Annotated in this window: 20 protein-coding genes; 15 read left to right on the top strand and 5 right to left on the bottom strand. The window is 45.1% G+C overall.

The genetic code is table 11. The features are described 5' to 3' along the window. Window positions 1–180 precede the first annotated feature (180 nt). The gene (locus tag MHN09_RS11295; RefSeq protein WP_239240743.1) at window positions 181–1,164 is read left to right on the top strand and encodes an endonuclease/exonuclease/phosphatase family protein; all 984 of its coding nucleotides are present in this window, start codon (window positions 181–183) and stop codon (window positions 1,162–1,164) included. A 17-nt stretch (window positions 1,165–1,181) separates the two neighbouring features. Here the strand turns inward: MHN09_RS11295 and MHN09_RS11300 are convergent, their stop codons facing one another. Beyond that, window positions 1,182–1,730 carry a hypothetical protein gene (locus MHN09_RS11300; protein ID WP_239240746.1) on the bottom strand — a complete coding sequence of 183 codons (549 nt, stop codon included), beginning with the start codon at window positions 1,728–1,730 and terminating at the stop codon, window positions 1,182–1,184. A 555-nt stretch (window positions 1,731–2,285) separates the two neighbouring features. Between MHN09_RS11300 and MHN09_RS11305 the strand changes: the two genes are divergently transcribed. The 3 genes from MHN09_RS11305 to MHN09_RS11315 are packed head-to-tail and all read left to right on the top strand — an operon-like array spanning window position 2,286 to window position 4,578. Continuing rightward, window positions 2,286–3,269: a galactosyltransferase-related protein gene (locus tag MHN09_RS11305; protein WP_239240749.1), complete on the top strand. Its 984-nt coding sequence runs from the start codon at window positions 2,286–2,288 to the stop codon at window positions 3,267–3,269. 22 nt (window positions 3,270–3,291) lie between these two features. Continuing rightward, entirely contained in the window at window positions 3,292–3,957 is a 666-nt protein-coding gene (gntA, locus tag MHN09_RS11310) for a guanitoxin biosynthesis heme-dependent pre-guanitoxin N-hydroxylase GntA (protein ID WP_014949864.1), read from the top strand. A gap of 27 nt (window positions 3,958–3,984) precedes the next feature. Then, complete coding sequence (locus tag MHN09_RS11315) at window positions 3,985–4,578, top strand: urea carboxylase-associated family protein (protein WP_014976827.1); 594 nt, start codon at window positions 3,985–3,987, stop codon at window positions 4,576–4,578. Window positions 4,579–4,609: 31 nt separating this feature from the next. Here the strand turns inward: MHN09_RS11315 and MHN09_RS11320 are convergent, their stop codons facing one another. The 3 genes from MHN09_RS11320 to MHN09_RS11330 all read right to left on the bottom strand — a co-directional run bounded on the left by MHN09_RS11320 (window position 4,610) and on the right by MHN09_RS11330 (window position 9,964). After that, window positions 4,610–6,352, bottom strand: a complete 1,743-nt coding sequence (locus tag MHN09_RS11320) for a hypothetical protein (RefSeq protein ID WP_239240752.1) — start codon at window positions 6,350–6,352, stop codon at window positions 4,610–4,612. Window positions 6,353–6,417: 65 nt separating this feature from the next. Then, window positions 6,418–8,274 carry an alkaline phosphatase PhoX gene (locus MHN09_RS11325; protein WP_014949867.1) on the bottom strand — a complete coding sequence of 619 codons (1,857 nt, stop codon included), beginning with the start codon at window positions 8,272–8,274 and terminating at the stop codon, window positions 6,418–6,420. A 460-nt stretch (window positions 8,275–8,734) separates the two neighbouring features. Further along, a complete protein-coding gene (locus tag MHN09_RS11330) occupies window positions 8,735–9,964 on the bottom strand; it encodes a DUF4861 family protein (RefSeq protein ID WP_101564990.1) in 1,230 nt (409 codons plus the stop codon). A gap of 178 nt (window positions 9,965–10,142) precedes the next feature. Here MHN09_RS11330 and kduD point away from each other — a divergent pair, with 178 nt between their 5' ends. The 11 genes from kduD to MHN09_RS11385 all read left to right on the top strand — a co-directional run bounded on the left by kduD (window position 10,143) and on the right by MHN09_RS11385 (window position 22,005). Further along, the gene (kduD, locus tag MHN09_RS11335) at window positions 10,143–10,901 is read left to right on the top strand and encodes a 2-dehydro-3-deoxy-D-gluconate 5-dehydrogenase KduD (protein WP_239240755.1); all 759 of its coding nucleotides are present in this window, start codon (window positions 10,143–10,145) and stop codon (window positions 10,899–10,901) included. A 21-nt stretch (window positions 10,902–10,922) separates the two neighbouring features. Beyond that, window positions 10,923–11,768, top strand: coding sequence for a 5-dehydro-4-deoxy-D-glucuronate isomerase (gene kduI / locus MHN09_RS11340; protein ID WP_239240758.1), 846 nt, complete (start codon window positions 10,923–10,925; stop codon window positions 11,766–11,768). Between the two features lie 30 nt (window positions 11,769–11,798). Next, a complete protein-coding gene (locus MHN09_RS11345; RefSeq protein WP_239240761.1) occupies window positions 11,799–12,782 on the top strand; it encodes a TRAP transporter substrate-binding protein in 984 nt (327 codons plus the stop codon). 2 nt (window positions 12,783–12,784) lie between these two features. After that, on the top strand, window positions 12,785–13,270 hold the full coding sequence (locus tag MHN09_RS11350) for a TRAP transporter small permease (protein ID WP_239240764.1): 486 nt from the start codon (window positions 12,785–12,787) through the stop codon (window positions 13,268–13,270). Then, window positions 13,270–14,565 carry a TRAP transporter large permease gene (locus MHN09_RS11355; protein WP_239240767.1) on the top strand — a complete coding sequence of 432 codons (1,296 nt, stop codon included), beginning with the start codon at window positions 13,270–13,272 and terminating at the stop codon, window positions 14,563–14,565. Before MHN09_RS11350 ends, MHN09_RS11355 begins: the two co-directional genes overlap by 1 nt. Window positions 14,566–14,711: 146 nt before the next feature. Continuing rightward, window positions 14,712–15,728, top strand: a complete 1,017-nt coding sequence (locus MHN09_RS11360) for a LacI family DNA-binding transcriptional regulator (protein ID WP_014949874.1) — start codon at window positions 14,712–14,714, stop codon at window positions 15,726–15,728. A 209-nt stretch (window positions 15,729–15,937) separates the two neighbouring features. Further along, window positions 15,938–17,428: an altronate dehydratase family protein gene (locus MHN09_RS11365; RefSeq protein WP_239240770.1), complete on the top strand. Its 1,491-nt coding sequence runs from the start codon at window positions 15,938–15,940 to the stop codon at window positions 17,426–17,428. Between the two features lie 11 nt (window positions 17,429–17,439). Beyond that, window positions 17,440–18,855 carry a glucuronate isomerase gene (uxaC, locus tag MHN09_RS11370; RefSeq protein WP_039225321.1) on the top strand — a complete coding sequence of 472 codons (1,416 nt, stop codon included), beginning with the start codon at window positions 17,440–17,442 and terminating at the stop codon, window positions 18,853–18,855. Between the two features lie 2 nt (window positions 18,856–18,857). Continuing rightward, a complete protein-coding gene (locus MHN09_RS11375) occupies window positions 18,858–20,399 on the top strand; it encodes a mannitol dehydrogenase family protein (RefSeq protein ID WP_239240772.1) in 1,542 nt (513 codons plus the stop codon). After that, the gene (eda, locus tag MHN09_RS11380) at window positions 20,399–21,037 is read left to right on the top strand and encodes a bifunctional 4-hydroxy-2-oxoglutarate aldolase/2-dehydro-3-deoxy-phosphogluconate aldolase (RefSeq protein WP_239240774.1); all 639 of its coding nucleotides are present in this window, start codon (window positions 20,399–20,401) and stop codon (window positions 21,035–21,037) included. Before MHN09_RS11375 ends, eda begins: the two co-directional genes overlap by 1 nt. Beyond that, window positions 21,034–22,005 carry a sugar kinase gene (locus MHN09_RS11385; RefSeq protein ID WP_014976838.1) on the top strand — a complete coding sequence of 324 codons (972 nt, stop codon included), beginning with the start codon at window positions 21,034–21,036 and terminating at the stop codon, window positions 22,003–22,005. Before eda ends, MHN09_RS11385 begins: the two co-directional genes overlap by 4 nt. A gap of 179 nt (window positions 22,006–22,184) precedes the next feature. On the opposite strand, the gene MHN09_RS11390 is transcribed toward MHN09_RS11385, so the two are convergent. After that, window positions 22,185–23,120 carry a rhamnogalacturonan acetylesterase gene (locus MHN09_RS11390; RefSeq protein WP_239240776.1) on the bottom strand — a complete coding sequence of 312 codons (936 nt, stop codon included), beginning with the start codon at window positions 23,118–23,120 and terminating at the stop codon, window positions 22,185–22,187. Between the last annotated feature and the right edge of the window lie 182 nt (window positions 23,121–23,302).

The following is a 23,302-nucleotide window of genomic DNA, read 5'->3' on the forward strand; positions in this document are numbered from 1 at the left end:
AGTCCTTTAACTTAGCCCGCTAGGCTTGCAGGACTGTTTCGCGATTAAAAGGCTTCCATTTAGACCAAAATTCGTACACCAAAGGTCAACAGGCCCTAGCTATAGTCATCAATTTAGTTTTGCAGACAGAAGCAACAGGTGGAGTGTTTTTCGTTAATTAAACTCAAGGACCAACTAGACATGGATACTGCTCTTACTGCTGTTTCAGTCTTATTTATAGCCGTAAGCTGGGCCCCTTTGCTTCCTTCTTCTCATTGGTTAGTAAGAGTGTGGGAATTTCCGCGACTACAAATAGCGGTTATCATTTCTTTGTTAATTGCTGGGCATATTTTTGAATCAACCTATTACGCACAGATAGATAGCCTAGCAGTAATTATTGTCGCTGGATTAACAGTTAGCCTTATTTATCAGGTTATCTGGATCATTCCTTATACCCCTCTGTATAAAAGAGAAGTTAGGCACGTCGAGGTTGAGAGTGCGAGCCAAAAGCTAAGTGTTTTATCAAGCAATGTGTATATGCCTAATGACGATTTTCGCAAGCTCATTGAACATGTACGTAATAAACAACCTGATTTTCTCGTAACGTTGGAATCTAATGAGAAGTGGCAGAAAGGCATCAGTGAAATTGAATCTGAATACCCGTATCGTAAATTTTGCCCGCTCGAAAACCTCTACGGTATGCATCTTTATAGTAAGCTTCCCTTTGAAGAGGTCTCATTGCGATTTCTAATAGAAGAAGATGTGCCGTCTATGAAAGTTAAAATCAATCACCACGGACAAGATGTCACGCTATATTTTCTTCATCCAAAACCACCAAGCCCAACAGAAAACACGTATGCAAAGCCCAGAGACGTAGAACTTACTGTTGTGGGGGAAGAAATAGCTGAAACAGAGGGCCCTGTTGTCGTCGCTGGCGATCTTAACGATGTGGCTTGGTCACCTACTACCAGAAAGTTCAAGAAAATAAGCGGACTTTTAGACCCACGAGAGGGGCGCGGTTTTTTCAATACATTTCACGCGAAATATCCTTTAGTGAAATGGCCGTTAGACCACGTATTTCACTCGGAACATTTTGCATTGGTCAATATAGAGAAGCTTGAAAGCATAGGCTCAGACCACTACCCGCTTTATACCGAACTAGCGCTAATCAGGGACAAGGAGTAATACTCAAGACTGTAAATCTAATGAGAGCTACGGTGTTTGATACACCACATGAGGCTATCACACGCCTCTTCACGCTTTTTAAAATGGGCTAGCCCTATTAGCTTGTTATCCCGAGGCCAAACCGCTTGGTTTAGCACCTCTTGATCTTCTGCCGATAGTTGTTCGCTATCTAACACAATCTCAACCGCTTTCTTATTGGGTTTTATTAATGTGGGGTTAGCTTCTTTGACCAGAGCAGAGTTCACACAAATATACTCTCTCTTAACAGGGTCTCTCACCACGCCGATGTAGTTGTTGTCGCAAATTATAGCTGGCCAGCCTTCCGTTATTCTGCTCTGTCCAAACATTACGAGTGTAAAAGCAACAAGAACGAAAAGTGTTAAACCGATAAATTGAGCGCTCAAATCTGGTGCTACGCTTACAATAACGCCGACAACAGCTGCGAAAAATATCCAGCCGCCAAATACTCTGCGCATAGCATTTGGTGAGATACCAGATATAACATCAACCACCTTTAATGATTGTTTGTCATAGTGTCGAATAAATACAGACGATTGTGATTCCACAGCCTTTGTCCACCAGAAAAAATACGAAATTCAGAAATTAATACGTTACAAGTAAGGCTGAAGATTTACCTACACTCTGAGTGAGTAAAAACCAATAATATGAGATTAGTTCTACTCGAAAGAAAACGTGTTAAGCAATATTTGTAGGAATATTTAAACTATTGAATTGTAATGTTTAACCTACTAATCAAGCATATCAAAATATGTGGGAACGGCAAAGCAATTACGCGCTAGATGCACAGTAAAACAAGACTTATGAAAAGAAGCGTCATGTTAATCTGCAAATTAGAACAGACCACCAAAAATCAACATAAAAAACTGCTGTTGGCCTCCATACATTCGTTTGTAAATTTTTCTCTCACTTTGCACCTCTTGCTTGCCTTGGCGCTCAACCATTGCTGAAAATTCTCGAAAACAGAACTTCAAAATAAAACTTTCAACAGATAATCAATAACTTACAAAACAGGAACACTCTTTGCTTCTACGAAAGTATAACGTTCAACGTTTCATGTCGTCGTTATTACAGGTTCAACAAATTAGAAAGGGAGGAAGAGTATGCGTTCACCAATAAGTGCAGTAACTATTGTTAAGAGCAGAACTGAGAAACTGGCCAATTTGATTACTCAGTTAGAGCAATGCTCTCCAACGCCAGATGAGCTAGTCATTGTTTGGATGGCACCTCCTTCTGATTTGTCACTCGTACGCAGTGACAAATTCGACATTGTTCACAAGTTTGTGACTCAAGATGCTCTTCCGATAGCGAAAGCGCGCAACAAGGGTATGTCAGCGGCCAAGCACGCGAATTTAGTTTACCTAAACGTAGACGCAGTTATTGCCCCATCGCTTTTTAGAGATGGCTTGCTTGCGCTTCATGACAACACCGTAGTGTTCACATCAGTGGTGTTTTTACCCAACGAGCGCTGTTGTAAGCCCTACCGACAAATTTCAAAAGATGAAAAAGAAATCGGTTATTTAGCAAGTAATGACGACACGTTACCCGAAGACGACAATAACGAAATACCTTCAAGAGATCAGGAAATTAATCATGGAAAGTTTAGTGACGATAGTATTTGTTCTACAGTGTTTTTTATTCGTAAGGCAGACTTTCAGAAAACCGGCGGCTTCGATGAAGGCTACGCGGGTTTCGGACTAAACGACGAAGATTTCTTCACTAACTGTAGGGCATTAGGGTTTTCGTTGGAGCAATTGCCCACGCGAACATTTGCACCACATCGGCCTAATTATCAATGCCCGATAAATCACCTTTTAGACTTTGTTCATAATGCACAGCGTTTTCACTCGAAATGGGGATTTTATCCATGTGTCAATGTATTGAACGCGTATGCAGACCAAGGTTTTATTAATGCTGACTTCAAGCAAAACGGCATTAAGATCAAGCACCTCCCCCAGCAGGTAGAGGAAGACAAGGCGGACGTGCCGGTTGAGCAATTAACGGTAACCAACGCCCAAAACAATGTTGAATTTACGTCTTTTCATTCGCCGGAGAAAGGCTCTGACCTTTTAAGCACGACCGCATAAAACGCTTTCAGGGAGATATGGAATGTCTTTATTGAAACCGAATCTAACCGAGCGCTTTTTGTCGTTTGTAGGGGAAGCCGATTTCCCCTGCGTCGGAGCCAAAACAGCCCTCAATAAAAGCCAAATTCATGTGAATCAATACGACGATATTCGCTGTCCTCTCAATGAGACAGATATGTTGGCGTCAATTCACCAATTTGTAGAGTCGTTTGATCTTGAACGGGACATGTACTCCTCTTTGGTCGCAACTTTTGAGCTTCCAGATACGATAAGCGAAACTGAATTTGATCGGGTTTTATGGGAAAAATTGCAGCGTTTACACGAGATTGACGCCTGTTTAAAACCTTGGGATAGTAAAGTATCAAGTGACCCTCATAACGCTCAGTTTAGCTTGAGTTTAGGCGGAAAGGGTTTCTTTGTAGTTGGACTGCATCCAAATGCATCAAGAAAAAGCCGTCGATTTCCCTACCCTGCCATCGTGTTTAATTTACACGAGCAATTTGACATGTTGAGAAAGCAGAAGCGTTTTGAAGCATTCAAAGACCACATTCGTAAACGAGATACCGCGTACTGCGGAAGTAAAAATGAGCTACTCGCAAACCATGGTGATAGCTCAGAGGTATATCAATATAGTGGTGTAAAACATTCCGAAAACTGGGAATGCCCGTTCAAGCGGATTAAGCACTAAACCTAAATAAAAGGGACAAGTCACATAATGTTACAAACTATACAGCCAAGAAGCGGCACTGCATTTACTATGAAAAAAGGGGAAAGACTTAAAGTTATTGATCCAGAAGGTGAACAAGTGGCCGACCTCTATGCGTTCAATGAACACGATAAAAATGAGTTTATCTCTTCAGGACGAAGTTTAGATTACAATGAAAGCATCCAATTCAAAAAAGGCAGCTTGCTATACTCTAATCAAAGTAACGTGATGTTCGAAATTATTGAAGACACTGTAGAAGACCATGACTTTCTTTTGACTCCTTGCAGTGTTGACACGTTTAAGCATTTTTATCCCAATGAAGAGCCTGTACCTGGGTGCCACGGCAATTTAGTCGCGGCTTTTTCAGAGTTTGACATCCCAGAGCATCACGTTTGTACCACATTCAATACCTTTATGAATGTGGAGGTAGACGCCAAGGGTAAAATATCTGTTCTTCCTCCTAAGTCTAATGCCGGTGATTACACAATATTTGAAGCAAAGATGGATCTAATCGTAGGGTTAACCGCGTGTTCAGCGGGCGAGTCAAATAACTTCCGTTACAAACCGATTCAGTTTGAAATTTTACCCGCGGCTAACATCTAGCCGCGAGCGTTATCTTCTAAATAAACAAGCGCTACCGAGCTTCTGCAATGGCGCTTGGCTTTTCTTGTTGCCAGTTAAGTCGCATATCCCACTTGAAACGATGTTCAGGCTTAAGCGGTGGCTGTTCGGCATCAATAGTGCTTAACACATTAGTCGCCTTAGTCAGCGTTGCGTCGCGACCGAACAAATAGCTTTGCTCTTTCACTATGGTCAAATACGCTTTGTTCAACGCATACGCGCGCTCTGGTGAAGGAGTAATGATGTCGTACACTGACTTGGCACGTTGCACCTCTTCCACCTTGACCATGCCTTTTTCATCAAACCATTTGGCCAGCATTTCTCCGTTTTGACGGAACTCATCGCCACCGCCCACGCGCTCCATATAAGTAAGGAACTCGCCTTTTTCCTCGTTGATATTTGGCACATCTTCAATTTCACGCAGGTCTATATAGCCCCACCCCGCTTGTCCGGGAACTTTCCGTGCAAATGAAAATGTTTGATCGAAGGTTGAACCTACTGTTTTGTGACAGCCGTTACAAAACGCAAGCTCTTGAGCGTGCTGTGCACGAAGTTCGCCCTGCTCATTTTCAATGAAGCCATTAATTGTCCAGCCAAAGCCGTTGTCTATTCCTTTTTCACCTAAGTAGCGGGTTTGAGGCAGCTTTTCAAAATGCTTATCTTTTGCTTCCGCATAATAGGCAGATGCTAAGCTTTCTCTGCTTCTGAACATATGCTTTTTCATGTAGCGCACTTCCTTCATACGCGGCGCGTTATAAATATTCCCGTTTTCATCCACGCCAATGTAGCGCACGGTATGTAAGAATTCTGTACCTTCGGGGTAAAGCATGTCCGCTAGCGGAACATCGCTTGCGTCGCCAACATAATGCGACAAACGAGCGATTTCAGTCACTGAATTGGTAAGTTTTCCGTCTTGGTTTACGTCGATGTTCAACGCTAATTCGTTGACCGGCGCCACAGTTAACGTATCCAGCTCTTTAAGTGCCATTTCAACCAAGCTTAGGTTCAATGTATAGATAGCCTTATTATACTTGCCTTTTAGCGTTTGAAAGCTTTCAGGAAGCCTGATCATAGCATCGCCGGTTGACCCGTTAGTCGGCCAAAAAGTACTTGGGAAAGGCTTGTAATTATACGACACCCATCCACTGCCATCTTTAGCAAAACCGTCGCCATCAAATGCCTTGTCAGCGGCGCTCAAATTTTCAATACGCATGTAGTCTGGCATGGCGTCATTGTTAAGCGAAGCGGTATAGTTGTCTTGCGCTATATATTTTTTAATCGTGGCATCATCAATGCCCGCAATTAGTGATGTACGGTCAATAAACAGGTTTTTCCAGCTGTTTGTTAACCCTACGTCAGAAAATTCGTAGTTGCCCTGTAACGTACCATCGCCCATTTGATTAGGACGCTTTTCCATTGAATCGTAACTTTGGTGGCATGCATAACATGGGTTGTTAACACCTTCTGTTTTGGTGTAACACTGGGGAGGAATAACCGATTCAGGGTTATACACTTCATCGTGTTCAATATATGCCAGAGCGGGAATAGCATCGCCTTCTCGATAAGGATAAGCGTGGGTGCTGTCGGTCTTTTCGTGAGTAGAAGTAGGCAGTTGTGTGTCAACTGTAAAGCTTGTTGAGTTTTGCTCATAGTTTGACTGATTGTTCACGTCAGTACCCGTGCTATCAGTGCATCCTACACTGATAAGTAGTGAAAGCAGAATGCTTACACCTGAAGTTATTTTTAACATTTTCATAATCGTCACAACGGAAAAATCCGGGCACATAAGTGCCCGGAGTATTTTTAAATTAAAAAGAAAACTTACTTATCTGCTGGCTCATACATCCACAGCGTATTGTTTTCTTGGAAACCGTCTTCACCGATAAGAATACGGCCGTCGTTCATCACCACTACGTTATCTGGTTGAGAAAGCTGTTCAACGTCACAACGCTCGGCGCCAGTTAGGCTTGAACGGTACGTACCGCCCATCACCACAGGTTCAATACGAGAGATGTTATAGCCTTCTTCAAGCTTGGCACGATAAACGCCACCACAGTCTTTAACGCGGGCTGAAAGCTGCATATCGCCTTCACCGTCAATCATTGTGTTGTCGATATCAGCGATGCCGATGTAAAGGTATGCATTCTGTACCACTTCACCTTCGATAGTATCTACACCTTCAACCGCTTCCTTTGCGCGTTTCTGGTTGATTGAGATACCTTCCAGTTTTCTCCACTCTGCGGTAGCCCCTTTAAGACGGGCCGCTGCACGACTCTCTAAGAACGCTACGCGGTTATCCATTGGCTGTCCTGCTGTTACGCTAGAGCCACCTTCCTCTACCGTTGGATAGGTCGCATCGCCATCAGCCCATGCTTGAACGTCGGCCATAGTAATGTAAGAACTTTGTCCATCCACGTAATCGTCGGTACCAATACCATTGTATTCATCAATCCACGCGCGAATAGTCAGGTTATCACCGCTAGCTAATTCCACCCATTCAACCGCAAAACCAGTTGTCGCAGGATCATTCTGACCTGCATCCTGAGTGAGCTTAGCGCCGTAAAGTGTACCTGCCGATAAGTCTTCAGCTGTGTCTGCGACAAACTTAAACAGTACGCCCCCCGTATCATCTTGAGAAAGGTAAACCGTTTTGCCGTCAGGCATGACCGTTGAGTTCTCATGCTCGTACCGGCCCATGGCAAAATGCTTAACAATAACCGGCTCATCAGCCAACGGCTCTGTTACTTCCGCAATGTAGCCATAGTTGTAAGGGTTTGGCGCATCTGGCGCCGTCATTTGCCACATACGACCTAAGCGCGCATCTGTAGAAACGGCCTCTGGGTTATTCCAGCTTGGTGATGTTGTCGTATCCACCGCCGAATCAACCACCCACTCTTCTGAAGTAAGCGGTGTACCCCAAGGTGACATTGAACCAAAGCAGTTCGCCGCCGTTCCCCATACTGGCGAGAAATCCAGCATCATGGCTTCAGTTACTTCCCACATACCAAACTCGTCTTTTTCAACTTTCATGCGGCTCATACCGCCAGGAAGCTCTTCCCAGTTCGAGAAAAGGTAACCTTCGCCTTCGGCGGTTGAGATGAAGCCGTTAAAATCAGGCATGTCATTTTCAAGAACCAACTCTTCGCCATCCAACGTGTAGATGTGACCTAAGCCTTCTGGTAGGTCAGTACCGAAAGTGTCGCCCGTTTGTCCAAGTACTTGATATTGACCAATGGCAGAAACCACCAGCTCTTTTTCTTCATCTGAGCTTGGTACAGGTGAATTTGGTAATGTTACTGGCAGATTGTTGAAGTTAGCACCTGCAAGCACGCCCACTGTACCGGTGTTGATAGGCATTGCATTTACACTGGTTGTCGCCGCATTAGTGCCAGACGGGTGCTGAACGTTAAAAAATAAATCGCCTTCGTCTGTTAAGAATATACCGGTCACTTCTGCACCAAGTGGAACCGTAGCGATACGTGTTAGCGTACCTGCACTATCACCTTGAGGACCTTGGTCGCCCACCGGGCCCTGATCTCCTACTGGGCCTTGCTCACCTACAGGGCCTTGTACACCGTCTTCGCCATCGTCACCTTCCAGTGAACAGGCAGTCATCCCTAGTGTTACAGCCAGTGCTATCGCTGAATACTTAATTCCACGAAGAGTTTCGCTTTTCATTATAGTTCCTTGCTTATACTTGTTTTCGATGTTGAGTGGAGGTAAACAGAAGACTCACCTCAGTAAACGGTCTTAGCGGGCGAAAGTCTGGAGGACATTTGTGACATTCCGGTGACAGTGAATTGACACCAAAATGAAGCTTTATTGACACAAGGGTCTGAAAAAACGACTAAAACAGATGCGAAAATTTACGAAGGCGCTGTAATCATTGGGATTATTGAATGCTCAATCAAGAAAACCTAAACCACTCAGTCAGTTTATGAATTATTTGTTTCACAATACTGGTCAGAGCTTTGTGCCCGTGAACACAACAGGACATAACTGTTTGAAAGTTGGATGGGCTAAAAATGGAAAAAGAGGGTAGTTGGAGAAGGCAATTAGAGAAAGACATAATATAAGCTAACGGGCTACGCATTTCGCTACGGCCCGCTAGCCCGCTAGCCCGGTCGCTAAGTAATACTTAGTTTAAGACGGTAAGAGGATGATTATACATCTTTAATTTATTAACCAGATAATCTTCAAACTGCTTTGCAGTTTGTACATCACTGCTGCGCTTAGGCCAAACCGCGAGAATTTTATAGTCTAAAGTGGTTAAAGGTTTGAACAATACAAGGTGGTCATGTTCACCCTCGAATACCTTTTCGACCTGATCTATTCGATAAACAACGGCCAATCCTAAGTTGTCATTATCTGCCAAGATACTTTGCGTTCCCCAAGTCGCTACAACGCCCCACTCACCACGCTCGGCTTTAATCACCTGCATTCCATCATGCGCCACTAGACCTGCGACAATATTATCCGATGGCTCTGATACAGAAACGCTGATGTGGGTGGTGGGGTCAAACGCATCAATTCGATAGTGCGTGGTAACGTCGATGCTGTCCGCTTTCGCATCAGACGATGACCACCCTTCGTAGCCAACCTCGAACTCAGCACGCAACTGAGAATTCGAGACTAATTGGTATTGCGTATTCTCTACATGCTGAAAATGCATAACTGTCTGCGTTGAGGAGTCTTGGGTTTCTTGTTCTGTTAATCGACCAAGCGCACCCACGCCCAACGATTTACCAACTTTAAGCGCGTCTCCGCCCCACGAAGATAAATTATGATAGCTATCGTAGCCGTCTTGCCCCACCTCAGGTAATACTACACTGTCGTTCGCTTTAACAAAGACATCAATAGCGTTACGCCAATCAAGATAAAGGCGATAGCCCATTTGATCAGACTCCCAGCCTGGTCCTTCGTAACGCAAAAAGTAAGAATGATCGGTCAATTGCGGAGGCGATGTGAATGAGGTAACTTCTTCAAAAGAAAAACCCTCAGCGCTATATACTGCGTCTTGCCACTCTCCTCCTGTTCTTACGGAAAGTTCAGCGTGCGCCCGGTCTTGGAGGTTAACATTCGTAGCTTGCTCAGGTGGCATAAGTTCCAATGACGCACTACTTCCTGGCGCAATGGATGCTGCACCTAGTAACACCGCTTGCCCTTCGCTATTCTCAATCCATTCTGACGGATATTGCTTTAACTTCCACCCCGAATATTGCGGGGGCAGAGATACTTCAAAAATTTGATCGCCGCTACCACCGTCTGCCGAATTTTTCACCTTAACAGACAAAGCCGAATTTATATCCCCTTGTGAGCAACTTGCCAATAATGGCACCAAAATTAGACCTATCTTACTAAATTTCATCACTTTTATGCTCTCCATCGGTTGTTAACGCATTTAACTAATTAACGATATTTATAAACAATATATTGACAAATGCCACCGGTGGCAATTATTTTAAATTTTGTTAACGAGATTTTTCAATTTAGTATGTCGATAAAATTCGTCATACCCATGAACCATTTAGTGAAAGGTAAATTACATGGTCAACTTTAGCCTAGAAGGTAAAACCGCATTAGTGACCGGAGCAAGTCGAGGTATAGGCCAAGCGCTTGCTTTAGCACTCGCCACTTCTGGCGCCTTCGTCATCTGCGCCAGTTCTCGACCAGGTGGATGTGACGAGACACTACGTAAAATTCAAAGTGAAGGTGGTCAAGCCATGGCATTAGATGCCGACCTCGCTGATGCCGACGCGGTAGTTAAACTTGCTGAAGATGCGTTAAGCATTAAAGGACACATCGACATCCTGCTGAATAACGGCGGCACTATTTTCAGAGCACCAGCAACCGACTTTCCTTTTGACGAGTGGAAAAACGTGCTTGCTGTCAACATCGATTCAGCTTTCCTACTTAGCCAAACTATTGGCAAGACGATGGTAGAACGGGGACAAGGCAAAATCATCAATATTGCATCAATGTTAAGTTATACAGGTGGCATCACCGTTCCTGCTTACACCGCGAGTAAACACGCCATTGCGGGCCTTACGAAAGCGCTAGCAAACGAATGGGGCCAATACAATGTGCAGGTGAACGCAATTGCGCCAGGTTACATCAAAACCGATAACACCCAAGCACTGCAAGATGATGAAACACGCAGTGCTGAAATTTGTGCCCGCATTCCAGCTAGTCGCTGGGGGGAAAGTGATGATTTAGCAGGTGCGGCGGTATTTCTTGCGAGCGCAGCAAGCAATTACGTAAACGGCCATATCCTTGCTGTCGACGGCGGCTTTCTAGCACGTTAATTAACGAATGGGGATACAGCCATGAGCAATAAAATAGACACCCGATATGCTATCGGTCGTAAAGAGGCCAATGCTTACAACACGCAAGAATTGCGTGACGCGTTTTTAGTCGACACCCTAATGACACAAGGTGAAGTCGTATGGATATACACCCACTACGAACGCTTTATGCTTGGAAGTGCCGTACCGACAACGTCAGCGCTAACGCTAGAAACCATTGAAGATCAGTTAAAGATGCCGTTCTTTACCGCCCGTCGCGAGGTCGGTGTAATTAATATCGGCGGGCCTGGAACCATTACTGTTTCAGGCACCGCTTATCACCTAGATAATGAAGAGGCCTTGTACATCGGACAAGGCAATGAAGAAGTCATTTTTGAGTCGGACAATGCGTCCAATCCTGCCAAATATTACTTAAACTCGGCGCCGGCTCACCACGCCTATCCCTGCAAGAAAATAGGCAGCACAGATGCAAACATCCTTCACTTAGGCAGTCAGGAAACCTCCAACAAGCGTGATATCAAGCAGTTACTTATCAATACTGTTGTCGATACTTGTCAGCTTCAAATGGGACTAACCCGTTTGCACACAGGTTCCGTCTGGAACACCATGCCAGCTCATCAACATGACCGACGCAATGAAGTGTACTTTTACTTTGATATGGATAGCGAAAGCCGCGTATGTCACTTCATGGGCGAACCTCACGAAACTCGCCATATTTTTGTAGCGAATGAAGAAGCCGTGGTATCGCCACCTTGGTCCATTCATTGCGGTGTAGGTACTGGAAGCTATGCATTTATCTGGGGAATGGCAGGTGAAAACCTGGATTACGATGATATGGATAAGTTTCCGCCTTCACAGTTGCGTTAAGCAGCCCTGCTCTAAATAGGTGTAATGATTATGTTGCGGTATATAAAACTCACACTGTCAGCCACGGCCCTGTTGCTAGCCTCGGCGTGTTCGCAAAATGAACTGCAAGGCGAGGTCACCGTATTGCGCTTGGGGCATACGCTGGACACTCAACACTCAGTACATAAAGCAATGGAATATCTTGGAGAGCGCCTAGATTACTATTCTGACGGTACAATGAGTGTGGTTATTTACCCGAGCAGCCAGCTGGGAACCGAGAGGGAGATGGTAGAACTGCTGCAGATTGGCTCACTCGCCATGACTAAGGTGTCGGCAAGTCCTTTGGAAGGGTTTGCTCCCGAAATGAAGATTTTTAGCATTCCCTACATTTTCCGCGATAACGAACACTTCTGGCGTGTATTAAACAGCGATTTAGGCGATGAGTTGCTATCTGGTGTTGAAGACTTCCGACTTAAAGGTCTCGGCTACTACGATGCGGGAAGCCGCAGTTTTTACACCAACGACAAACCAATAGAAACACCAAGCGATCTGAACGGACTCAAAATTCGCGTGTTGAACAGCCCCACTGCAGTAGCAACAGTTCGCGCACTTGGAGGAGCTGCAACCCCCGTTGCCTGGGGAGAACTGTACACTGCGCTTCAGCAAGGCGTTGTAGACGGCGCAGAGAATAACCCGCCCAGCTACTACCTTTCACGTCATTATGAAATTGCCCGTTACTACAGCCTTGACGAGCATACCAGTGTTCCAGACGTCATGCTGGCATCGCTGCCGGTATGGGAAAGTTTGAATGAACAGCAGCGAACGTGGCTAACCAAAGCAATGGAAGACTCTGTTGAATACCAACGCGAACTTTGGAAAACATCTACGCAAGCCTCTTTAGAAAAGGTAAAAGCCGAAGGCGTCACAGTTATTACGCCTGATAAAGCGCCTTTCGTTGAAGCGGTAAAGCCTTTTCATAAGAGCTTTGAAAACACGCCAATTGGCGACTTAATTACGCAAATAAAAGCGATGTAACAATGACAATAATACGCCTCATCGATAAAGCCTTAGCCGGCACCCTTATTATTGCCATGGTAAGTATTTTACTTACCGTAATTTGGCAAGTGGTCTCACGTTACGTACTTAAAGACCCTGCTTCGGTCACCGAAGAGTTGTCTAGGTTCATACTTATTTGGATTGGCATCTTAGGTGCGGCCTACGCCTATCGCCAAAACGCGCATTTGGGGTTCAACTTAATTGTTGAGCGTCAGTCTCGTAAAGTGAAACGCCTTCTACTTACCTGCGTTGAAGTCATTGTCATTATCTTCTGTGTTTTGGTGATGGTTTACGGCGGCGCTGAACTAGTGTCTCTTACATTAGAGCTAGAGCAAATCTCAGCGGCGCTAGGTGTAAAAATGGGCTTTATCTATAGCGTGCTTCCCTTATCTGGAGGCCTTATCATTGCCTATGCAATGGTTAACATTACTGCACTTTGGCGAAACAACAATAAGGAGTCAGCGTAATGGAACTGACCGGTATTATCTTAGTCGTCGCCTTTTTTGTACTCCTTCTTTTAAATGTTCCCATTTCAATCAGCATTGGTGTAGCCACGCTGCTTGCTATGGTAATGAGCATGGACATTGCTCCGGCTACCATTACTATTGCCCAGCGTATGGCAGGTGGTCTTAATAGCTTTGCGCTCTTGGCAATCCCATTTTTTGTTTTATCTGGCCTTATCATGGGACGCGGCGGGATAGCCAAGCGATTAATTGAATGTGCAATGGCGCTTATTGGTGCCCTTCCCGGTGGTTTAGCCTTAGTAAATGTTGTTTCCTGCATGCTGTTTGGTGCAATTTCAGGGTCTGCAGTAGCGACTACGTCTGCTATTGGCAGCTTCATGTTGCCCGAAATGAAAAAAGCGGGCTACGAGCCGAATTTTAGCGCAGCGGTCACTGCCGCAGCATCAACTACGGGAATGTTAATTCCACCAAGTAATATCTTAATTGTATACGCAATCGCTAGCGGTGGCGTATCCATCGCCGCCCTTTTTATGGCTGGCTATATTCCAGGCATTATGGTGGGTCTAGCGCTCATGCTGGTGTGCTTTATCTACGCAAAAATGAAGGGATACCCGCTATCGCCGCGACTTCCTATTAAAGTAGTTGTCGAAAAAACTATCGCAGCACTCCCTTCCCTATTCCTCATATTCTTAGTGATTGGCGGCATTGTGGGCGGCGTTTTTACCGCTACCGAAGCTGGTGCCATTGCGGTGGTTTACTCATTGCTGTTAGCTGTGGTGTTTTATAAAGAAGTGGATGCGAAAACCCTACCTGATATTTTCTTGAAGGCGGCAGAAACGACGGCAATTGTAATGCTGCTTATCGCGGCCTCAACAGCGATGTCTTGGCTATTGTCGTTCGAGAACATTCCGCAAACTTTAAGTAACGCATTGTTGTCGATAAGCGATAACCCATTACTTATTCTTCTCTTAATCAACCTATTGCTTATCGTAGTTGGTGCATTCTTGGATATGACACCTGCCGTACTTATTTTTACGCCCATATTTTTGCCTGTGGCCTTAGAACTTGGAATGAGCGAACTGCAATTCGGCATCATGCTCGTGCTCAACCTGTCTATCGGATTGTGCTCACCGCCCGTCGGCGCCGTACTTTTCATTACCTGTGCCATTGCCAAAACCAAACTTGAGAACATCATTCGACCGCTAATACCCTTATATGTGGCTATGTTTGTCGTTCTTATGCTAGTTACGTATGTCGCATGGTTCAGCGAAGCGCTACCACGTGCACTAGGATTTTAGTAAGGTAGAATCATCAAGACTGAAAGGTGTGGTCAGGCGGAGTTTGATCACACGAACTTTCACTTTTAAGTAACAAAAACATATTGCCCGTATTTGTGTGGTAATATCGGAAGTAACGACATAATAGCGCGGAAAAACAGAGAATTATGAACAAGCGCCCGACTATCAATGATGTTGCAGCCCTAGCAGGTGTATCAAAGCGTACCGTGTCACGCGTCATTAACGGTGCGACCAATGTGGGAAAAGCAACACGTGAGCGCATTGAAGCGGTCATTCAAGAAACGGGGTTTGCCCCTGACAAGCAAGCGCGTGGTTTAAGTACTAGCCGCTCATACTTGATAGGCCTAATTTACGACAACCCCGATGCCTTGTATATCGACCAAGTGCAAAGAGGCGTCTTAAGCATATGTTCTCAAAAGGGTTATGAGTTAGTTGTACACCCTTGTAGTTATAATGCCGAAGGTTTTGTAGAAGACTGTATTAACTTTGTACGTCGTTCAAACATAGACGGTGTCATCATATTGCCACCGGTATCCGAATCGAAGTTATTAGCCGACGCGCTGCAACAAAAGAGCATTAACTATGTGCGAATGGCGTCAGTAGATTTAGATGACCATCAAAATATCGTAGTGAGTGACGACAGAGCTGCTTTAAGTGACTTAGCGCGCTATATGGTTTCACTAGGTCATAAAGACATTGGTATCATCAGCGGTCCGCAACAGTATTATTCCTCAAAAGAGCGTTTGGAAGGCTTTGTTGAAACGCTTAACGGCCTGGGTGTCGATGTACCTAAAAACAGGGTAATTGAGGGTAAAAACAGCTTTGAAAGCGGTATAGAATGCGCGCGTCAATTGCTTATTCAGTCACCACGAGTTAAAGCTATTTTTGCAAACAACGATGAAATGGCAGCAGGCGTATTGAAAGTGGCTCATGAAATGGGAATAACCGTACCTGACGAACTATCCGTCGCGGGGTTCGATGACAACCTACTTGCTGCCCGTGTAATCCCTGCCCTTACTACTGTTCAACGTCCCGTTGGCGATATGGCAGCTATCGCAGCGCGTAAAATCATCGCGCACATCGAAGGCAGTGAAGTTAGTGAAACCGAAACGTATCTGGTCAAACCTCACCTAATTATTCGCGATTCAATTAAAAAAGTGTGATTTTTTACAATGAAGTGTTGCTAACACTTCTTTTTCGACCTATCATGTCACCGGTGGCACGGCAATAAAAAAGAATGTTAAAAATAAACAATTTGTAAACAGAGCGTAAAAAGCAACGTTTTCTAATCTATCGCTCTTTTTAAATACACAGTGCTTATTTAACAACGCTTAGCGGTTAAATAAGCCGTAAAGATAAAGCAGGACTTGTAATGGACGTTAAAACACAACTAGTTAAAGTGCATAATAACGATAACGTTGCGGTTGCAACCTGCCCTATCGTGGCTGGCACTTACATCGCTGAATATGACATTACAGTTAGCCAAGACATTCCTGCTGGCCATAAAGTTGCCTTAGTTACCCTGTCAGACGGTGGCGACATCGTAAAATATGGTTTCAGCATTGGTGCTGCAACAAGCCAAATTAATGCTGGTGAACATGTTCACAGCCATAACGCAAAGACTAAGTTAAAAGGCACTGAACAATACGTTTACGCGCCGTCAAATACCGCTTCAAAACAAAACCATCTTACTTCTGGGTTACAGTTCATGGGCTACAGAAGAGAAAATGGAAAAGTGGGTATTCGCAATGAAGTATGGATCATCAATACCGTAGGCTGCGTAAATCGAACAGCAGACCGTATTGCCAACGAATGTAATCGTCGTTTCTCTAGCGAGTGCGACGGATTCCGCGCATTTACCCACCCTTTTGGCTGTTCTCAGCTGGGCGATGATTTAGATGACACGCGCACTATCTTAGCCTCTCTCGCATCTCACCCGAACACTGGTGCGGTGTTAATTGTAGGCTTGGGTTGCGAAAACAATCAGCTTAAGAGTTTACTGCCTCACGTTGATAAACCGGCAAATCGGGTTCGCTTCTACAACGCACAAGAAGTGGTAGATGAGTTAGAAGAAGGCGTCAATGCGGTTTATGACTTGTTAAAAGTAATGGCTAATGACAAACGTGAGCCGATCGACGCTAGCGAATTAACCTTAGGCATGAAGTGTGGTGGTAGCGACGCTTTTAGCGGTATTACTGCCAATCCAACAGTAGGGCGTGTTACCGATTTAATGTGTAATCTAGGTGGCTCGGTCATTTTAACCGAAACGCCAGAAATGTTTGGTGCCGAACAGCTCTTAATGAATCGCGCTAAAAACAAAGACGTATTTGAGGCGTTTAACTCGCTGATTGATGAGTTTAAGAACTACTTTATCGCCCACAACCAACCTATTTACGAAAACCCGTCTCCAGGCAATAAGGCAGGCGGTTTAACCACGCTAGAGGAAAAGTCTCTCGGCGCGGTTCAAAAAGGTGGAACGTCTACTATTCAGTCTATCTTGCAGTATGGCGAGCCCAAGCAAGATAAAGGCTTAAGTTTATTACAAGCACCTGGTAACGATGCCGTTAGTTCAACGGCGTTGGCAGCATCGGGGGCACATATCGTTTTATTCACCACAGGCCGAGGCACGCCCCTTGGTTTTCCTGTACCCACAGTCAAGATATCGTCAAATTCAGATATCGCTAATAAGAAGCCACATTGGATAGATTTTAACGCTGGACAAGTTCTAGAAGGCGTCTCTATCGATAAGTGTGCCGAAGCGCTACTCCAACATTGTTTGGCAGTGGCATCTGGTCAACAAACCTGCAACGAGAAGAATGGCAGCCATGAGATTGCTATTTGGAAACGTGGCGTCACCCTCTAAAAGAGAGCGTTATGGAATCGATATTATTACATGAAGATAGACTTTTTCCTGCCGATGAAGCAACCCGAAGTGTTGCAAAGGCGCTGTATAAGGAAATTCGAGATCTCCCTATCATAAGTCCACATGGCCATACTGACCCACGTTGGTTTGCACAAAACAATAATTTCACCAATGCAACCGAGTTGTTTATCACCCCTGATCACTATGTGTTCAGAATGCTGTATAGCCAAGGTATTAAATTAACCGATATTGGTGTGCCACGTTGGGACGGCGGCGAAACGGAAAAGGATCCACGTAAAATCTGGAAACTTCTGGCAGATAACTATCATCTATTTGCTGCCACACCATCGCGTTTGTGGTTAGACACTGTATTTCACGATGTATTTGGTTTGCGAGAGATGTTGTGTAGCGACAACGCAACGCATTATTACGACCACATCACTGCGCAGCTTCAAGGGGATGACTTTAAACCCCGTGCGCTGATGGACCGCTTCAATATTGAAGTGATTGCTACCACCGAAGGCGCGCTTGATGCCCTTCCCCATCACGCAGCGATTAAAGATACACCGTGGGCAAAGCGGGTTATCACCACCTTTAGACCTGATGATGTAGTCGATGCTTCACGCGAAGATATTGTTTCAAACATTGAGAAACTTGGTGAACTCACCGGTGAAGACACTGCAACCTGGCAGGGCTACCTGAACGCAATTCGTGCACGACGTGCCGTCTTTAGAGAGCACGGTGCGACAGCAACAGATCACGGACACCCAACGGCGAACACAGCTGATTTAAGTGAAGCTGAGTGTATTGCTTTATTCGATAAAGTAAGAAGCGGAAACAGTAACGCTGAAGAGCAAGAGCTATTTAGAGCCCAAATGCTTACCGAATTAGCGGGAATGAGTGTAGAAGACGGCATGGTGATGCAAATTCACCCTGGTTCGTTTAGAAACCACAACAGTCAGCTCTTTACACAGTTTGGTCGCGATAAAGGCCACGACATTCCAATGCAAACAGATTTTGTTAAAGCGCTTCGCCCGTTACTCGGTAAATACGGTAACGAGCCTAACCTCGACATTATTCTATTTACATTAGATGAAACCACGTACAGCCGTGAATTAGCACCACTTGCAGGCCACTACCCTTGCCTGAAACTTGGTCCTTCTTGGTGGTTCCACGATAGCCCTGAAGGCATGTTGCGCTTTAGACATCAAGTGACAGAAACCGCAGGTTTCTTCAATACTGTTGGTTTTAATGACGATACGCGCGCGTTCTTGTCTATTCCTGCACGTCATGATGTTGCCAGACGCATTGATTGTCGCTTCCTTGCACAGCTAGTTGTGGAGCACCGCATCAGTGAAACAGAAGCGGCCAGCATTGCAAGAAAACTAACTTATGATTTTGCTAAACAAGCGTACAAACTGGGGTAATCATGACAAAGCCGTTATCAATTTCAACGCTACCTCTTTTAAGTGACAGCGTAAGTAAACCAAATTACGATCTGGAAGCAACCGGTTGTGGCATTGTGCATATTGGTCCAGGCGCCTTTCACCGTGCGCACCAAGCGTATTATACCGAAAAGGCGCTGGCTTATGGCGGTGACTGGCGCATTCACGGTGTGTCAATGCGCAGCGCATCTCTTAAAGAAGCGTTGAGTACACAAGACAATCTCTATGCGTTGTGTATTGTTGATAACGAGCCTGAAACCCACATTATCGGCGCAATTAAAACCCTTTCTACATTAGCACATGATCGTGAAGACATTGTTGCTGCACTGGTAAACAAGCAAACTAAAATTGTGACGCTTACCGTGACAGAAAAGGGCTATTGCCTTAATGCGCAAGGTCATCTAGATACTGATCATCCGGATATTAAAGCTGATTTAGTCACGCCAGAAACACCGGTAAGTGCAGTTGGCCTAATTGTGCAAGCGCTAGCACAACGTAAGCAGGCAGGCTATGCAGATATTACCATTATCAGCTGTGACAACGTGTCAGACAACGGTAAAAAGCTGCAAAAAGCGGTGACCGAGTTCGCCAATAAAACGGACGAATCACTCGGCCAATGGATCAGCGAGAACATCGCCTTCCCCTGCACTATGGTTGACAGTATTACGCCAGCAACTGAAGACAGCTTTAAAGCCAACGTTGCCGCTGAGCTGGGTTTAACTGATAACTGGCCTATTCAGCGAGAGGCATTTACTCAATGGGTGGTTGAAGATAATTTTTCTGGCCCACGACCCGCTTGGGATAAAGTTGGCGTTACTTTTACTCATGATGTGAGCTTCTTTGAAAAAGCTAAGCTTCGCATTCTAAACGGCACACATTCAACACTGGCCTACATAGGGTTATTGCTTGGCAAGGAAACCGTATACGACGCTATGCGTACCCCAGCCATAAAGCAACTGATTCAAACCATGTTGAAAGAAGAAATTGTTCCGTCTCTATCCAGTGATAACGAGAATGCCGATAGCGGAACACAAGACTTCGATCTGAACGCTTACGCACAAGACATTGTTAAGCGCTATGAGAATAAGCATATTCGCCACCTGTTGTCGCAAATTGCTTGGGATGGGTCACAGAAAATCCCATTTCGAATTCTCGACACAGTACGCGATAACCTAAAAGCAAAACGAAATATTGATTTGCTCTGCAGTGCCGTTGCGGCATGGTGCCTATTTGTAAACAACAAAGCACGTCTAAACGAAACTATCACTGACCCGCTAGATAGTATGTTAAGGGCCACAGCAAAATCGGTAGACTTTCAGGCAATAGAACTTGCTAAAAAATTGCTCTCTCTTGAAACCATGTTCGCTGAACTGTCGGTAAACACTACGTTCAAAGAAAAAGTGCTAGAAAAAGTTAATCAGCTGCTTAACATTTTATCGCACGAAAACAGCAACGAAGGTCAGCAAGGTTCTGCTCCCACTACGTTAACAGAAAGTTCGCTAGATTCACTAAAAGGAACCGCGTGATGAAAAGTACCTTTTCCATGCTTAAAGGCGCCCCATTACTCCCTATTATTCAGCCTAAATCTGTTCACGAGGGGCTTTACCTAGCAGAAGCAATTGCAAATAGCGGCCTGTGCAACATAGAAGTAGTGAAACGCAGCGACGCAGCATTTGAAGCCCTGTCAGCGATTAGAAAACAGTTTCCTGAACTCGTTGTGGGTATGGGCACATTGTTAAATCGCAACCACGTATTTGAAGCGTTGGATGCAGGCGCGCAATTTTTGATAACGCCCACAAGCTCAGAGACATTGCTCGATACACTGATTGCGTCTAATGCACCCTTTTTGCCGGGCGTCGCTACGCCTGCCGATATTCTTTTGGCGCACCAAAAAGGCATTCGTGAGATGAAGTTCTTTCCTGCGAGTCTTAGCGGCGGAACACCTTTTCTTAAAGCGATTTCAAGCGTATTTAGCGATGTTTCCTTCTGCCCTACCGGCGGCATTAATGGCGACAACGCGAATGAGTATCTCTCGCTTGGCAATGTAAGAGCAGTAGGCGGTACATGGATGATGCCGAAGGCAGCCATTGAAGCAAAAAATTGGCAAGCTATAACTTTGGCATGTCAACAAAGCCTAACATTGTTTGATGAGGCTGCGGCATGAGCATAGTTGATACCAACCAAAGAATGGTTATTTTTGGCGAGTGCATGGTAGAGCTTCGAAGCACTCAGCGTGAGTCATCAGTTAGTACGCGCGATGAAAACACAGATAATAATCTGATGGCGAAAAGCTTTGCTGGCGACACGTACAACACTGCGGTTTATTTAAAACGCTGCTTGCCTTCATCTTCCATTAGTTACTTAACGGCGATCGGCGCAGACTTTTTAAGCGATGAGCTGCTGTTTAAAATGGGTGAGCACGAAATTAACACTGATTTAGTGTTTCGCTCGTCGTCGCGTAACCTTGGCCTGTATATGATCCGCAACGACAACGAAGGTGAAAGAACCTTTGCATATTGGCGTAACCAATCTGCAGCGACACAGACGCTCAACATTATGAAGGGCGCTGAATTTGCTTGTGATTGGTTTTATTTGAGCGGTATCTCTATTGCCATTTTAGATGACGAACAGCGCGCTACACTTTTCGAACTAATTTCGTCCCTCAAGGCCAAAGGCAGTAAGATTGCCTTTGATCCTAATTATCGAGCTCGCCTTTGGTCATCTCAAGAAGATGCCAAATACTGGACGGGTAAGGCATATGCTGAAGCAGACTTGGCGTTCCCAGGTGCAGACGACCATTTAATGCTGTTTGGCCACACTAATGCTGATGAAATATTTAGCTATTTAGCCGACAAACAGATTGAAGAAATCGTTATGAAAAACGGGGCGGTTGGCGTTCATATACTCCGTCAACAAGAACAATGTATTGTGCCTGTTGAGCGTGTTGAACAGGTGGTTGATACAACGGCTGCTGGCGATGCATTTAATGGCGGTTATATGGCCGCTCGACTTGCAGGTAGAAAGCCTGTTGAGAGCGCGAGCTATGGGGCAAAAGTGGCAGCGACAGTGATTACCTACCCCGGTGCCATTATATCAGGTGATGCCTTCACTAATCACATACCGTCGCTATAGTCGGTATGTGACCTTCCCTTTCCTCTTCCCTCTTCCCTCTTCCCTCTTCCTCAATAATCATTCGCTACATACACAATTGGTAAAGATGCCTTAGCAAGTTAGCTAAGATAGGTTGCAGTGCGTTAGTTTAAATAGGCGCGGCACACCACATATTGGCGCGCCACTTTGTTTAGTTTGATTTATAGAGTGTCTCGATAAACGTATTTTGCCAGCGGATGCGCTGTTGCTTTTAGCTCTCGCACGAATATTTGCGCCATTTTCGCCGCGCCCACAACGTTCAAGTGAGTGTCGTCCGTTTTGCCTTCAGGGTAGCGCGCATAAAGGTCGGCGGGCACTTTAATGAAGTAATGGTTGCTGTTAGGCTCGCCTACCTGAGCGAGAAAATCGCAAGTTAAAGCGTTCATAGGAATAAATGGCACGTTATTTTGTGCTGCCACTTTCTTCGCTGCATCGGCATACGCCAGCAACGTCCGTTTTAACACACCTTCCTCAGTGAAATGACGCCGGCAAATACTACTTGCGATAATCACTGATGCCCCTTTTGCTTCAACATCCTGAACAAACTGTTTCAAATAAGCAGGATAGGCATTTTCCGGGTCGGCATAGCGAGCGGGGTCCGACTGTTTTTGATCGTTGTGACCAAACTGAATTACCACAAAGTCACCTTCAGAAAGATCAGATAACAGCACTTGCCAACGCCCTTCGTCCACAAATCGCTTTGTGCTTCTGCCGTTAGCTGCGTGGTTTTTAATATTTATACTTGGAAGCATGAATTCAGGAAGTAATTGCCCCCAACCACGTTCTGGATATGACAACATTGGCTTGTCTGACATGGTTGAATCGCCGACCAGATGTAGGGTAACTGGCTTTTTGTAGGGTGGAGCTTTTACAGCCTCTTCACTGCCTTTATTAGTAGCACTTTGGATTGAAGCACTTTGGGAACCCGAGCTGGTAAGTGCATAAGCGCTAGATTGCGCCGCGTAACTAATGTGAAGTGTACTCGTGCCTTGCTGGTCTGCCACTGCAAAAGTACTCGATACAACAAAAACGCTTGCAAGACTGTAGCGCAGCGCGGTGAATATTTTCCCTGTGGTGGGTTTACTTGAATTTTTCACACCTTTTCTCCTTCTCAATATTTCTATTGTTGCGATGCAAATTGCTCAAAAAGTGAGATACAGGAGTGCTGAACTCCTCCCGGCCTACACTTTTTGCACATAAAAAAGGCCATCATTACGATGGCCAAACACACCCGTCTTCACGGAACACAACATTTAATTATTATCTCAGGCCGGCCAAC

The sequence above is a fragment of the Alteromonas sp. MmMcT2-5 genome, from assembly GCF_022348315.1.
GTDB classification, from domain to species: Bacteria; Pseudomonadota; Gammaproteobacteria; order Enterobacterales; family Alteromonadaceae; genus Alteromonas; species Alteromonas macleodii.

Coding starts and splice junctions, on each gene's coding strand:
- MHN09_RS11350 (WP_239240764.1), top strand. CDS start 12,785: ATGACAATAATACGCCTCATCGATAAAGCCTTAGCCGGCACCCTTATT.
- MHN09_RS11345 (WP_239240761.1), top strand. CDS start 11,799: ATGTTGCGGTATATAAAACTCACACTGTCAGCCACGGCCCTGTTGCTA.
- eda (WP_239240774.1), top strand. CDS start 20,399: ATGAAAAGTACCTTTTCCATGCTTAAAGGCGCCCCATTACTCCCTATT.
- MHN09_RS11385 (WP_014976838.1), top strand. CDS start 21,034: ATGAGCATAGTTGATACCAACCAAAGAATGGTTATTTTTGGCGAGTGC.
- MHN09_RS11330 (WP_101564990.1), bottom strand. CDS start 9,964: ATGAAATTTAGTAAGATAGGTCTAATTTTGGTGCCATTATTGGCAAGT.
- MHN09_RS11365 (WP_239240770.1), top strand. CDS start 15,938: ATGGACGTTAAAACACAACTAGTTAAAGTGCATAATAACGATAACGTT.
- MHN09_RS11305 (WP_239240749.1), top strand. CDS start 2,286: ATGCGTTCACCAATAAGTGCAGTAACTATTGTTAAGAGCAGAACTGAG.
- MHN09_RS11325 (WP_014949867.1), bottom strand. CDS start 8,274: ATGAAAAGCGAAACTCTTCGTGGAATTAAGTATTCAGCGATAGCACTG.
- MHN09_RS11375 (WP_239240772.1), top strand. CDS start 18,858: ATGACAAAGCCGTTATCAATTTCAACGCTACCTCTTTTAAGTGACAGC.
- MHN09_RS11315 (WP_014976827.1), top strand. CDS start 3,985: ATGTTACAAACTATACAGCCAAGAAGCGGCACTGCATTTACTATGAAA.
- MHN09_RS11295 (WP_239240743.1), top strand. CDS start 181: ATGGATACTGCTCTTACTGCTGTTTCAGTCTTATTTATAGCCGTAAGC.
- gntA (WP_014949864.1), top strand. CDS start 3,292: ATGTCTTTATTGAAACCGAATCTAACCGAGCGCTTTTTGTCGTTTGTA.
- MHN09_RS11320 (WP_239240752.1), bottom strand. CDS start 6,352: ATGAAAATGTTAAAAATAACTTCAGGTGTAAGCATTCTGCTTTCACTA.
- MHN09_RS11360 (WP_014949874.1), top strand. CDS start 14,712: ATGAACAAGCGCCCGACTATCAATGATGTTGCAGCCCTAGCAGGTGTA.
- kduD (WP_239240755.1), top strand. CDS start 10,143: ATGGTCAACTTTAGCCTAGAAGGTAAAACCGCATTAGTGACCGGAGCA.
- kduI (WP_239240758.1), top strand. CDS start 10,923: ATGAGCAATAAAATAGACACCCGATATGCTATCGGTCGTAAAGAGGCC.
- MHN09_RS11355 (WP_239240767.1), top strand. CDS start 13,270: ATGGAACTGACCGGTATTATCTTAGTCGTCGCCTTTTTTGTACTCCTT.
- uxaC (WP_039225321.1), top strand. CDS start 17,440: ATGGAATCGATATTATTACATGAAGATAGACTTTTTCCTGCCGATGAA.